This is a genomic window from Kribbella sandramycini (genome assembly GCF_013131805.1).
GTDB classification, from domain to species: domain Bacteria; phylum Actinomycetota; class Actinomycetes; order Propionibacteriales; family Kribbellaceae; genus Kribbella; species Kribbella sandramycini.
On record NZ_JABJRC010000006.1, the window covers coordinates 374,325 to 386,970 of the forward strand.

11 protein-coding genes are annotated in these 12,646 nt (G+C 69.4%); 7 read left to right on the forward strand and 4 right to left on the reverse strand.

What is annotated here, in order from left to right; genetic code table 11:
- Positions 1-222 precede the first annotated feature (222 nt).
- On the reverse strand, positions 223-2,457 hold the full coding sequence (locus HPO96_RS24925; protein ID WP_171676576.1) for a sigma-70 family RNA polymerase sigma factor: 2,235 nt from the start codon (positions 2,455-2,457) through the stop codon (positions 223-225).
- A 274-nt stretch (positions 2,458-2,731) separates the two neighbouring features.
- Between HPO96_RS24925 and HPO96_RS24930 the strand changes: the two genes are divergently transcribed.
- The 5 genes from HPO96_RS24930 (at position 2,732) to rsrA (ending at position 6,224) form a co-directional block, all read left to right on the forward strand.
- Entirely contained in the window at positions 2,732-3,586 is an 855-nt protein-coding gene (locus HPO96_RS24930) for a hypothetical protein (protein ID WP_171676578.1), read from the forward strand.
- Between the two features lie 127 nt (positions 3,587-3,713).
- The gene (locus tag HPO96_RS24935) at positions 3,714-4,505 is read left to right on the forward strand and encodes an SOS response-associated peptidase (RefSeq protein ID WP_171676580.1); all 792 of its coding nucleotides are present in this window, start codon (positions 3,714-3,716) and stop codon (positions 4,503-4,505) included.
- 51 nt (positions 4,506-4,556) lie between these two features.
- Positions 4,557-5,198: an alpha/beta hydrolase family protein gene (locus HPO96_RS24940; protein WP_171676582.1), complete on the forward strand. Its 642-nt coding sequence runs from the start codon at positions 4,557-4,559 to the stop codon at positions 5,196-5,198.
- A 127-nt stretch (positions 5,199-5,325) separates the two neighbouring features.
- Positions 5,326-5,949 (forward strand): sigma-70 family RNA polymerase sigma factor, encoded by a 624-nt coding sequence (locus HPO96_RS24945; protein WP_171676585.1) that lies wholly within the window; start codon positions 5,326-5,328, stop codon positions 5,947-5,949.
- Positions 5,946-6,224, forward strand: coding sequence for a mycothiol system anti-sigma-R factor (rsrA, locus tag HPO96_RS24950; protein WP_171676587.1), 279 nt, complete (start codon positions 5,946-5,948; stop codon positions 6,222-6,224). The genes HPO96_RS24945 and rsrA overlap by 4 nt, the downstream gene beginning before the upstream one ends.
- 34 nt (positions 6,225-6,258) lie before the next feature.
- On the opposite strand, the gene HPO96_RS24955 is transcribed toward rsrA, so the two are convergent.
- Together HPO96_RS24955 and HPO96_RS39920 are read right to left on the reverse strand one after the other, a co-directional pair.
- Entirely contained in the window at positions 6,259-8,706 is a 2,448-nt protein-coding gene (locus HPO96_RS24955; RefSeq protein ID WP_171676589.1) for a tetratricopeptide repeat protein, read from the reverse strand.
- Positions 8,707-9,023: 317 nt separating this feature from the next.
- Entirely contained in the window at positions 9,024-9,098 is a 75-nt protein-coding gene (locus tag HPO96_RS39920) for a 50S ribosomal protein bL37 (RefSeq protein ID WP_369759046.1), read from the reverse strand.
- A 275-nt stretch (positions 9,099-9,373) separates the two neighbouring features.
- Between HPO96_RS39920 and HPO96_RS24960 the strand changes: the two genes are divergently transcribed.
- Both HPO96_RS24960 and HPO96_RS24965 read left to right on the forward strand, forming a co-directional pair.
- Positions 9,374-10,720 (forward strand): HD-GYP domain-containing protein, encoded by a 1,347-nt coding sequence (locus HPO96_RS24960; protein ID WP_337796791.1) that lies wholly within the window; start codon positions 9,374-9,376, stop codon positions 10,718-10,720.
- A complete protein-coding gene (locus tag HPO96_RS24965) occupies positions 10,717-12,000 on the forward strand; it encodes an HD-GYP domain-containing protein (RefSeq protein WP_337796792.1) in 1,284 nt (427 codons plus the stop codon). The genes HPO96_RS24960 and HPO96_RS24965 overlap by 4 nt, the downstream gene beginning before the upstream one ends.
- Here HPO96_RS24965 and HPO96_RS24970 read toward each other — a convergent pair.
- Entirely contained in the window at positions 11,962-12,588 is a 627-nt protein-coding gene (locus tag HPO96_RS24970; protein ID WP_337796793.1) for a DUF5317 domain-containing protein, read from the reverse strand. The two genes, HPO96_RS24965 and HPO96_RS24970, sit on opposite strands and share 39 nt — an antisense overlap.
- Positions 12,589-12,646: the final 58 nt, after the last annotated feature.

Consider the following 12,646-nt stretch of genomic DNA (forward strand, 5'->3'; position numbering starts at 1 on the left):
GGGCGAAGGGGAATCTCGCGGTGCCACCACACCTTCGCCGGATCGCAATGACCCGGCCTCTTGCCGTGCATTCGCTCAGGAGTGTCTTCGACACCGCTCCACGTGCCGCCTTCACAGCAACCGGCGACTCTCTCGGACGTGGCGTACGGCGCTACTCGGTTCCGTCAGCGCGAACAGTCCCAGCCTAGAGCAACCGGCAACCCCATTTACTGACGGCTCTGCTCAGCGACTGCCCTTGGCCGGCGGGATCTGCACCGAATCGGTGTCCTCCCGGCCGCCGACGCGCGCGTAGACGGTGATGGCGTTCGCGGAGCCCTTGCCCGGCAGCCAAGCGTTCCACTCCGAGTTGAACGGCCTGCGGTAGCTGTCCGTCCAGCAGGTCGCACGCCGGATGTCGGTGGACCGCGAACACGTCCAGCCGCGGTCCAGCGCGGACAGGAACTGCAGGTTCCGGCCCCACGAGATCTCCAGGGTCACTCGGCGGTCGGTGACGCCGTTGACCTTGAGGAAGCGGTTGTAAACGAAGGGGTTCGGGTCCTGCCCGGGGGACGGCGTCAGGATCTGCAGCAGCGACTCGTCCGTCCGGACGCCGGGCAACGTCTCGGAGTCGACGTCGCTGACCAGCCCCGCGGTCGCGCTGACCGTGTACGTGCGCGCCGCCGCCGAACCATCCTCGGGCACCTCGAACACGGCCTTCAGCGGCACGGGCTTCAGCGGGGTCAGCGACGTACAGGTCTTGGTGCTGGCCGAGCACCTCCAGCCCAGCGGGCTCTTGCCGATCGGCCACGACAGACTGGCGCCGTAGCTGATCTTCAGCGTGACTGCGGACCGGTCCAGCCCGGGTGCGACGACCAGGACGCGGTGGTGCACGTCGGAGTCCTTCGGGCCGTTCAGGATCCGCAGCAGGTTCTCGTCGGTCCGCGGCGGCGCCACCAGGGTGCGGGAGTCGTCGTCGTAGAGACGCCCGGACTTGGCCGAGACGGTGAACGTCCGGTCCGCCGCCGAGCCGCCGGTCGGGTTCGCGAACTCGACCGTCATCGGCTCGGGTTTGGCCGGGTTGTTCGCCGTACAGCTCCCGGCGGCCTGGTCACAGCTCCAGCCGCGCGGATTGCCGCTGAGGGGCCATTTGAGCGCCTTGCCGTACTTGAAACCGATCACCACCGGGTTGGTGTTCGCAGCAGGCGTCTTGATCGTGATGACGAACCGCATCCCGTCAGCGGCCGCCACGGCCGGAGCGCTGCCGCCGCCGGTACTGCGCTGCCCTGGCGGGATGCTGATCGTCAGCAGCCCCTCGTCCAGGATCGGAGTGGTCGGCAGCGGGGGAGTCGGCGTCGGTGTGGGCGTGGGCGTCGGTACCGGGGGAGTGGTCGGCGCAGTCGTGGGCGCAGTGGTCGGTGCGGTCGTCGGAGCCGTTGTCGGCTTCGGGGGCGGCGGCTGAGTCACCGGCGGCTTCACCGGGGGGACGACGGGCGGCTTGGCCGGCGGCTGGGTCGGCTGGGGCACGGACGGCTTGTCGATGGCTGCTGGTGGCGTCTCGTTACCGGTGAGGGCCATTGCGGCCACGACGGCGGCCACTGCGACGACCACGACCGCTCCGCCGCCCACCGCCGTCCGCGTGCTGTTCTCGGTGGCCTTGCGCCAGAGGCCGACGAAGAAGCCGACCAGACCGATCTTCGTACCGGACGCGGCGGCCAGGTAGCCGATGCCGGCGGCGCCCAGCAGCGCCGGAGCGAGCAGCGCGGGCAGCGCACTGTTGACCTCGACCAGCTCCAGGTAGACGGCCGTGCACTTGGCGCAGTCGTCCAGATGCTCGCGGACGTTCCGGTTCTCGCGTTTGGTCAGGCCGCCGCGGACGTACGCGCCCAGGCGCTCCGTCGTCCAGCGGCAGCGGTCCCCAGCGACGTCGGCCAGGTGCTGCTGCAGGTAGGCCTGCCGGAGGCCCTCCCGAGCCCGGTAGGCCAGCGCGGAGACGCCGTTCGCCGTCAGACCCAGCAGCGGAGCGATCGCGGCCGGCTTCTCACCCTCGACCTCGGTGTGCCACAGCACGGCCTGCCAGCGCTCCGGCAGGCTGGCGAACGCCTTCGCCGCGGCGCCGCTCTCGAACCCGGTGACCGTCGGGTCGTCGAACGTCTCCGGCTCTCGCTCGTATGCCGCGATGTCGTCGGTCGTCTGCACCTTCTTACCGGAGCGGATCCGGTCGACGTGCACGCGGCGGACAGTGGTCAGCAGATAGGCGCGGAAGGAGATGTCGGGGCCGCCGCCGGCCCGGAGCGCGTCCAGCACCTTGGCGAACGCGTCACTGGCCAGGTCGTCGGCGTCGTTGGTCGGGACCAGCTGGCGGGCCATCCGCTCCGCGGCGTGGTGGTGGCGGCCGAACAGCTCGCCGTACGCCTCCAGATCGCCGTTGCGAACGCGCGCAATCAGCTCGGCGTCGCTCGGCCCTTCCGGCGTCTCCATCGTTCTCCCCCGCGGTCCCTTCACTCTATCGGCACATCGGCGTCACCCTGCGTCACAAAGTTGCCGGAGACAAGGCTCCCACGTGAGACGCCCGTCCGCACCTGTTTCTGACGCGGAACTGTGCCTCATTTCCTGACGAGATGACCACCCCTGAAGTTACGGAAAAAAAACTTCTGCGAATCCGCGTCATGATCCGCGCCGCCGCCTGTCTCACCCCTGGAACGACGCTTCCGGCCGCCCGGTCGGGAGACTGTAGGGACCTTCGAGGAGGGCCATGTCGCTGTTCGCGGACATCCGCCGACGGTTCGACCTGCGTCCGTCGAAGTCCCTCAACCTGGCGGGGTCGCCCGCCCGGGTGATGCCGGAGGCGTCGTCCCCTGATCTGGGGTCATCAGGGCGTCCGCGCGGTCGGAGGGAGCCGCACGGAGCACAAGTACACGGGGGAAGTCACGGGGGACCTGGCACCGACCACAGCGCCTATCTCGCGATTGCCGAGGCGCTGCAGGACGGGGCCGACGTCGTGCCTGCATCGGACGAGGTCGGCCGCCGCTTGGCGGCCGACGGAGTCTCGCTGGTGGAGGCACTCGATGGGCTGAGTGCGCTGTACCGCTCGATCGCCGGGGGCGAGCCGGCTTTCGCCGCGGTACGCGCACTCAGTTCCAGCTGGGCCGAGGCCTCGCTGATCTATCTCCACACGCTGTCCTGCGAGGACCCGCTGACCGGGCTGTCCAGCCTGGCGCACCTGCGGTCCCGCCTGGGAGAGCTCTACCGAGAGGCGGAGTTCCGTGGAACTTCCGTACCGCAGACCCACGCACTGGTGGTTGTCGAGCCGCTCAATCCCCCGGGCACCTCGCCGTTCGAGCGCGAACTCCGCCTCGTCGACGTCGCGGAGTGCCTGCGCATCGTCTTCTGCGGCGGTGACGTACTGGGCCGCGTCGGCTCACGGCGCGCGGCGGCGCTCGTCGGCCGCGAGCCGAACCTGCCGGAGCAGGTCGAGACGGTCCGAGCCCTGATCACCCAGTGGCGGCTGGACACCGACGTGCCGCAGCTGGCCCGGGTCTGGATCGAGGGCCTGCCCGCGTCCGACGCGATGGCCGCCCGGGTCCTGGACGAACTGGCCAGGCCGTAGTACCCGCGGCCGGGCGTCAACAGGGGGATGCCCGGCCGCCTCGAGCCGGCGGCGGAGCGCTCATCACGGGGTGAGCGCTCCGCCGTCGCTGTGCGGTTCTGTCGGCGGGCCTGTCTAGGCTGTCGGTATGTGCGGTAGGTACGCGTCGAGCAGGTCGCCGTCCGATCTCGTCGAGGAGTTCGAGATCGAGGCGGGGAACGTCCGCGAATCCGTTCAGGAGGTCGGGCAGAACTTCAACGTCGCCCCGACCAACGAGGTGCTCGCGGTCGTCGAGCGGAAGAACCGCGAGGTTCCCGACGAGACGGTCCGCAAGCTGACGACGGTCCGGTGGGGGCTGGTGCCTTCCTGGGCCAAGGACACCTCGATCGGCTCCCGGCTGATCAACGCCCGGATGGAGACGGTCGCGGAGAAACCCGCTTTCAAGAAGGCCTTCGCCGCCCGGCGCTGCATCCTGCCCGCCGACGGGTACTACGAGTGGTACACGGCCGAGGAGAAGAAGGACGGCAAACCGGTCAAACAGCCGTACTTCATCCATCCGGCCGATGGCGGCGTTCTCGCGATGGCCGGTTTGTACGAGATCTGGCGGGACAAATCCGTCGCGGACGCCGAGTCCGACGAGGCCTGGCTGTGGACGTGCACGGTGCTGACCACCTCCAGCACCGACGACCTCGGCCGCATCCACGACCGGATGCCGCTGCTCGTCGAGCGCGATCGGTACGACGCCTGGCTCGACCCGCGCTCCTCCGACCCCGACGACCTGCTCCAGCTCCTCGTCCCCGCGGCCCCCGGCCGCCTCGAGGCGTACGCCGTCTCCACTGCGGTCGGCTCGGTTCGCAACAACGGCCCGCATCTGCTCGACCCGCTGCCCCCCGACGGCAGTCCGCCGACCGGCGGCGAAGACGGCAGCACGCTGTTCTGAGCCTGAGCGCGGGCGGTTCGGTCTGCGGCGAACCTGCCCGTGGATGACAGGATGGGGCGGGTGACCGACGAACGGATTGTGGGGACGCCGCACGGGGAGGCCCGGATCGTGGCGTATCGGGCCCGGCGGCCGGTGGCGACGCTGGCGCTGGGGCACGGAGCCGGCGGCGGGATCGACTCGGGGGACCTGGCGGCGCTGGCGGCGCGGTTGCCGAAACAGGACATCAACGTGTTCCTGATCGAGCAGCCGTGGCGGCGGGCCGGTAAGAAGCTGGCGCCGGCGCCGAAGGTGCTCGACGAGGCGTGGATCGCGATCATCGGGCAGTTGCGGGTGCGGACGCCGCTGGTGATCGGCGGGCGCAGCGCGGGCGCGCGGGTGGCCTGCCGGACGGCGAGCAGTCTGGGGGCGTCCGGCGTACTGGCGCTGGCCTTCCCGCTGCACGCGCCGGGGAAGCCGGAGAAGTCGCGGGTGGCCGAGTTGCAGGGCGCCGGGCTGCCGACGCTCGTCGTCCAGGGGGAGCGGGACACCTTCGGCACGCCGGAGGAGTTCCCGCCGCTGACCGAGATGGCCGTCGTCCCGGATGCCGATCACGCGTTCAAGGTGCCGAAGAAGGCCGTGCTCACCCAGGAGGAGAGCTACGAGCTGCTCGTCGAGGCCGTCCTGGAGTGGGTCGTCCGCGAAGTGTCCGGATAGTGGTCACGCGCTGAGCCCCGGAACGGCCGGGAATTACCCCGCGCCCGGGCGTGTTGTGACCAGCATGACGGCAACGAGTGTGGCTCCGGCGCGGAAGGCTGGAAAGGTCCCGGTATTCTCGATCACGATGCCGACACCGACCACCACCGAGACACCCGAGCAGCGGACCGAGCGCTTCGAGCGCGAGGCGCTGCCGTTCCTCGACCAGATGTACGCCGCCGCGATGCGGATGACCAGGAACCCGGCCGACGCCGAGGACCTGGTCCAGGACACGTTCGCGAAGGCGTACAGCTCGTTCCACCAGTTCACGCCGGGGACGAACCTGAAGGCGTGGCTGTACCGGATCCTGACCAACACGTTCATCAACGGCTACCGCAAGCGGCAGCGCCAGCCCACGCAGTCGCCGACCGAGGAGATCGAGGACTGGCAGCTCACCGCCGCCGAGTCCCACACCCCCGGCGGCCTCAAGTCGGCCGAGGCGGTCGCCCTCGAGCACCTGCCCGACTCCGACGTGAAGTCGGCCCTGCAGGCCATCCCGGAGGACTTCCGGCTGGCCGTCTACCTGGCCGACGTCGAGGGCTTTGCCTACAAGGAGATCGCCGACATCATGGGTACGCCGGTCGGCACCGTGATGTCCCGGCTGCACCGCGGCCGCCGTCAGCTCCGCGAGCTACTGTCCGACTACGCCCGCGACCGCGGCCTGATCGGCGCCCCGGACGACGACGCGACCGCGAAGAAGGAGGAGTCGTGAGCTGCGGCGAGCCCCACGACAAGGACTGCAGCGAGATCCTGCAGCGCGTCTACGTCTTCATCGACAACGAGCTCGAAGACGCCAGCACCGACGAGATTCGCCAGCACCTCGAGGAATGCGCCCCCTGCCTCGACGAGTACGACCTCGAACGCTGCATCAAGAAACTCGTCCACCGCTCCTGCGGCTCCGACCACGCCCCCGACGCCCTCCGCCAGAAAATCCTCCTCCGCCTCACCCAGGTCCAGATAGAAACCACCATCACCACCACCGACTGAACCGCTCCGCCAGACCGGTTCAGCACCGCCCGCCTCAGAACGAGTGCGGCGAGACCTCGTACGCATACGGCTCGCCGCGCCGCAGACTGTCGAGCAGTTCTTCGGCGTTGCTTCCGTGCAGCGGTGAAATACCGGTCAGGACGGCGACGGCTTCGGTCGCCGAGTTGATGGCCGCACTGCGATTCCCGGCAGCGGCCTGAATGCGCGCGAGCTCGAGGTAGAAACGCCCCTGGCGGATCGAGTTCTTGGTCTGCCGGGTCAGCTCAAGGGCTTGCTGGGCGTATTTCTCCGCAGCGGTGAAGTCGTTCATGGACGCGTAGATGACGGCAAGCATGCCGCTGGCCTCCATCCGGGACACATCGTCACCGAACCGGCTGGCTGCTTCATGAGCGCTCAGGGTGCGCGCGAGGGCTGCTTCGTGCCGGCCCGCCAGCAGATGTGAGAAGGCCGCGTTGGTCTGCCGTTTGAGCTCCGAGCGCAGGTCGCCCAGCTCGCGCGCCAGCGCGATCCCGCGGTCGAACCCGTCGTCCGCGGTCGCGTAGTCGCCGGCCCGCTCGTAGAGCAGACCGAGCGCGGTGTACGCAACGCCTTCGAGTGTCCGGTCGCCGATCTCCTGACTGATGTCGAGCGACTGGTAGCCGTAGCCCAGGGCCTCGTCGATGCGGCCGAGGTTGCTGAGGACGAAGGTCAAGGACGACGCGCACCGCGCCTGACCCGGCAGATCCGCGAGCTCGCGGAACATGGTCAGCGCACGCTCCAGCGGTTGCACCGCGGCGGCCAGATCGCCGTTCTCCACCTCGGGAATCGCCCGGTCGTGGAACAGCCAGGCGGCGACCCCCAGCCGGCCGACCGACGTCGCGAGCTCGGCCAGGCCACGGCTCAGCTCACGCATCTCGAACCAGGCCTGCCGCGGTTCGTGGTAGCCGAACATCGCGAGGACGAGCTCGGGGAGGAGCGGTGATCGAGCCAGCGACGACGTCGTTGCCTGCGCCAGACGGTCGCTGATGCTGCGGTACTCGTCGCTGAACCACTGCAGCGCGGACTCGCGGGTGGCGAGGGCGCTCAGCTGTTCGATCTTGACGGTCGCGAACTCCAGCCGCGGACTGCGCGGATGCGTCAGCGCGTGACATTGCCAGGCGGCGCCGACGTAGAAACGCAGGACGTTCTCCTGGCTGGCATTGCGCACGGACTCGGCGACGTCCTGCTCGGCGAGCTCACGGGCGTAGACGCGAATCAGGTCGTGGAAGCGGTAGTGGTCCGGGGCAACGGACTCCAGCAGGTTGAGATCGACGAGCCGCTCGAGGATCTCACCGGCCCGGCGGATCGGGCGGTCGAGCAGATGCGCGGCGACCACGAGCAGCAGATCCGGACCGTCGGGAATGCTGAGCAGCGGCAGGGCGGCCGCGGCCTCCCGGTCGAGGGCGCGGTCGCTCGTCCGCAGGAAGTCGACCGAGCTGGCGATGTTGGCCCGGACGCCGGAGTCGTCGGAGCCCAAGGTGTCGAGCCGGCGCTCCTCGTCCTCGAGGAGCTCGACGAGGTGATGGATCGGCCAGCTCGGGCGGGCCGCCAGCCGCCCGCCGATCAGGCGCACCGCCAATGGCAACCGGCCGGTGAACGACGCGAGCGCGGCGGCGGCCGCGGGCTCGGCGGCGATGCGATCGTGACCGACGACACCGGACAGCAGCTCGACGGACTCCGACTGCGACAACGCGTCGAGCCGGATCTGCCGTGCGCCAGGTAGACCGGCCAGCGACTCGCGGCTGGTGATGATCGCTGCCGAGCCTGCGCTGCCGGGCAGCAACGGCAACACATGCGCCGCGTCGGCCGCGTTGTCCAGCAGGAGCAGGACCCGGCGGCCGGCGAGCTGCGAGCGCAGCAGCCCGGACGCCGCTTCGACGTCGTCCGGAATCAGCTGCAGGTCGAGCCCCAGCGAACGCAGCAGTTGGCGCAGCGCATCCGCGGTGGAGATCGGCTTGCCCGGGCCGTAGCCGCGCAGGTTGAGGTAGAGGTGGCCGTCCGGGTACGTCTCGGCCAGGCTGTGCGCCGCATGGATGGCGAGGGTCGTCTTGCCGATACCGCCCATCCCGGTGACCGCCACCAGACCGACGGTGTGACCGACACTCAGCGGATTTCGCAGTACATCGAGAATTGCCTCGATCTGGGCAGCGCGGCCGGTGAAATCCGGTACCGAAGGCGGTAATTGCCAGGGCAACGGCATTCTCTCGACCGGCGCCGTTTCCGGCCCGGCCGGTACGTTCTTGCCGCGCGCAACAGCCAGAAACTGCTCGGCCTCGGCTTTGTCAAGACGAAGTACGGAGATGAGGGCCCGGACGGTGTCGATCCGGGGCCGGCGGCGGGTGCCGCGCTCGAGCACGCTGATGGCCTGGTCGCTCAATCCGGCCTTGGCCGCAAGTGCGGCCTGGGTCAGCCCGGCCCGGCTGCGGTAGCGCCGTAACAGATCGCTCAGGCTCTCGTCGGCCAACTGACCCACCTCCTCCCGTGGTCGACCCCGGGCGACGGCCGGGGCGGGTGTCCGGGGCTAACAATAGGAGGCCGCGCCGACGGACGGCGGAAGTTATCCACACCCACCGGACGCCGCGAGCCGCCGCCTGGCGCTGTGGATCGTTACACGGTTCAGCCCGGAATGCCCAACACCTGTTTGAAAAATCGCATTCAGTATGCGTTCGAAGACGCTCCGAATACGGGACCTGTGTTCCGGCTGGTCTGCCCGGCGTTGTGACCAAATTGCAAAGACCCCGGCTTTCGGCCGGGGTCCTTGCTTTGCGTAATCGCCTGATGTCACGCGTTGGGGCGCTTACCGTGGTTAGCGCCCTTCTTCTTGCGTGCGCGGCGCTTGCGGCCGGTCTTGCCCATTCCTAAGCCTCCTTGAAACAACTGCAAAGAGTCACAGTCTCTCATATCACGGCCGTGTCCTCGCAGTCGGCGCTGGGTCACGGTCTGGCCTACAGTGTTTCGGCGCGGCCTTGATGCGTAAAACTTCAAGAGAGTCAGCGTTGTGCTGTCTAGCCCCCCTACGTCTCGCACAACCGTACGGACGTAAGACCGCGACCGCTGAATGGAGGTACGGCATGATCACCGACGGCTGGGACTGGTAGTGGTGTGGCGGCTGTGCAGGTAGCGTTGCGCGCGTGAACCGGCGGGTGCTGCTTCGGTTGGTGGTGGTGGCGACCACCGCTATGGCCGTTGTCGTTCTCGGGTTCGCTGCTGTGCATGCGTCGTTTGACGCGCCCACCGCATGCCTTGGACTGCTGATGCTCGCCGGGTCGGTAATGCGCCCGCGCGTCGGCCAGGTCTATCGGACCTCGCTCGACTACGTACTCGTGATCGCGCTCTACCTGCTCTCCGGGGTCGGATCGGCGATCCTCGTCTGCGCAGTCGGAGCGCTTTCCCAAGACCGGCGGCATCCGCTGGTCAAGAAGATCTTCAACGGCGCACAGTCCGTGCTGTGCGCCGCCGCCGGGGGGCTGGTCTTTCATTACACGGGCGGCCCGCGGGCCGGTGAAGTACTTTCGGAGCCCTGGGACGCGATCTGGACGACGACAGCCGCGAATGCGACCTGGCTGGTCGTCAACGCGGTGCTGCTCTGTCTGGTGCTCTTCCTCGAAGGCGGCCAGCCGAGCCCGACGACGTTCATCCGCAAGGTCGCGCTGCCGACCTCGCCGTCCTTGCTGGGCTACGGCCTGCTCGGGATGCTGCTCGCGGTGGCCTGGCTCTCCGGCCTGGGTTTCCTCTCGATCCTGCTGATCTTCGTCCCGCTGTACGTGAGTCGCTGGGCGCTGTCGCAGTACGAGGCCGAACGGCGCGCCCAGGCCGCGACCATGCGCGCCTTCATCCAGGTGATCGAGACCAAGGACCTCTACACCCGCGGCCATTCCGAGCGGGTCAGCGAGGGCGTCGGCCTGCTCGGCCGGCATCTCGGGTTGTCCGACGACCGCCAGACCGCGCTCGAGCACGCCGGCCTGCTGCACGACGTCGGCAAGGTCGGGGTGCCGACCAGCATCATCCAGAAGCCGGGCCGGCTGGACGACTCCGAGATGGACGCGATCCGGCTGCACCCGGCGCGCGGCGTCGAGCTGATCGGCAACATCCCGTTCCTCGAAGAGGTCAAGTCCGCCGTGCTGCACCATCACGAGAAGTACGACGGCACCGGCTATCCGGCCGGGCTGGGCGGCGAGAACATCCCGTACTTCGCCCGCATCATCGGCATCGTCGACGCTTTCGACAGCTTGACGTCGACCCGGTCCTATCGGCCGGCGCGCGGCGTTGAGGAGACGCTCGACATCCTGCTGCAGGACCGCAACACCCATTTCGATCCGCTGCTGGTGGACGCGTTCGTCGAGGTGATCAGACGGCACGGCTGGAAGACGCTCGACCAGCCGGCGCCCGACGGCTCGAAGGTCGTCGCGATCGACCATGACGACCTCAGCCTGGGCAGCGGCGGCGGCGCCACCGGGAACGCGGCAGGTGTCGAGTGAACCCCGGGCAGCCGATCGAAGGGCTCGACCTGCGCCGGATGGGCAGCGGCGTGGTGATTCTGGTCGTCGGCGGCATCCTGGCGGCCGTCGCCTTGGTGGCGACCCTGCGTCATGGCGTGACCGAATGGTCGTATGCGCTGGTCTTCGGTGCGCTGATCGCGATCGGCGAAACCGTGCAATTCCGAGTCGATCGCAGCCGGAACCGGGCGCCGATCGCCACCAGCGCCGCGCTGGGGTACGCGATGCTGCGCGGGCCCTCGGTCGGGATGCCGCCTGAGCTGGCCCAGGTCATCGCCGTGACCGCGGTGGCGACGGCGGCGGGGATCGTGCCGCGCGCGATAGCGGGGCTGCGCTGGGACATCGTCGTCTCGTGCCGGCGCGGGATCTCCGTCGCCTGCGCCGCGGCTGTCTTCGAGGCGCTGACCCGGCGTGACCTCGCCTGGAACGGCGAATGGGTCGAGGCGCTCTGGATCGCCGGCGCCATGATGGCCGGGGTGCTGAGCGCGGGGCTGAGCGATGCGGTGATCGGCGCGGGGCAGGCGACCGAGCGGTACAACCGGCCGTTCCCGGCCGCGCTGCGAGACGAGCTCGTCGTGATGACCCGGATCGGGATGGCGATGGGCATCACGGCCATCCTGCTCGCGACCGGCACCTCGCTGATCGGTCACTGGGCGCCGCCCGTGGTGATCGTGCCGTTGTTGTTGACGCAGTTTGCGTTTCGGCGGTTTGCTTCGGCGCAGCGGACGTACCGGGCGACGGTGCGGTCGATGGCTCGGAGTACGGAGATTGCGGGGTTCAGTAGTCCTGGGCAGAATGCGCGGACGGCGCAGCTGGCGGTGGCTATTGGGAACGATCTGGGGTTGACGCCGGCGCGGATGGAGGCGCTGGAGTATGCGGCGCTGTTGTCGGGGGTGGGGCAGTTGGCGCTGGCGGATCCGAGTCCGGGTGGGGCGAGTTTGTTGCGGACCCGGGAGGAGCGGCAGCGGGCGGCGGAGATCGGGGCATCGGTGATCGAGCGGTCGGGGGTGCTGGATCATGTGGCGGAGATCGTGCGGCACTCGAACGATCCGTACCGGATGGGGCGGGCGAACAATCCGGGGATCCCGGTGGAGAGCGGGATCGTGAACGTCGCGCTGGCCTACGAGCAGTTGGTGGGTGAGGGGACGGGGCAGTCGCCGGACAAGGCGATGGAGTCGATCGGGCTGGGGATCGGTGCGGAGTACGACCCGGTCGTCGTGGAGTCACTCCGGCGCGTGATCGGGCGCGGCTTCCGGTTCTGAGGGACGACGCAGGACGACGGGGTCGGCGGCGGACGGCTCGAGGTCGTCCCAGGCCGGTGCGGTCGCGGCCGGGACGCGGCCGGAGCCGCCCATCCCGGCGTACAGGAGGAGACCGGCGCCGGCGGCGATCAGGACGTCGCCAGGGCTGACGGCCTGGCCGATGCCGGGGAGGGCGACCGGGACGACGTCGCCCAGCCAGGGCCAGGTGGTTGCGGCAGTGGAGAGCTCGTGGCGCTGGTCGGAGACGACTGTGGTGGACAGGCCCGCGCGGGCCAGCGCGGCCGCGGAGACCGGCATGGCGCCGTTGAGGGCGACCACGGCGGCGTTGGAGAAGAAGCCTAGGGCGAGTAGGCCGACGCCCGGGTGGCGGAGGTTCTCGCGGAGGAAGACGGCGATGCAGACCGCGGAGCCGATCAGGCCGACCGGGTACGCCGTACCGCCGAACAGCGAGCCGAGGAGCTGGCCGATGGCGGCCGCGGCCAGCCAGTGCAGGCCGGTCAGGGTGTTGTCGGCCAGACGTCCGAGGCGTCCGCCCGTGGCGAGCGCCGCGAGGGCGGCGAGCGCCATGACGAGGAGGACCAGCAACACGTTCGCGATTCTGCCGGTCCGACAGCCCGATATCGGGCAAGCTGACCGCGCAGCGTGT

Excerpts from the sequence above, each read along its gene's own strand:
- HPO96_RS24935 (WP_171676580.1), top strand. The coding sequence starts at position 3,714 with ATGTGCGGTAGGTACGCGTCGAGCAGGTCGCCGTCCGATCTCGTCGAG.
- HPO96_RS24925 (WP_171676576.1), bottom strand. The coding sequence starts at position 2,457 with ATGGAGACGCCGGAAGGGCCGAGCGACGCCGAGCTGATTGCGCGCGTT.
- HPO96_RS24940 (WP_171676582.1), top strand. The coding sequence starts at position 4,557 with ATGGGGCGGGTGACCGACGAACGGATTGTGGGGACGCCGCACGGGGAG.
- HPO96_RS24945 (WP_171676585.1), top strand. The coding sequence starts at position 5,326 with ATGCCGACACCGACCACCACCGAGACACCCGAGCAGCGGACCGAGCGC.
- HPO96_RS24930 (WP_171676578.1), top strand. The coding sequence starts at position 2,732 with ATGTCGCTGTTCGCGGACATCCGCCGACGGTTCGACCTGCGTCCGTCG.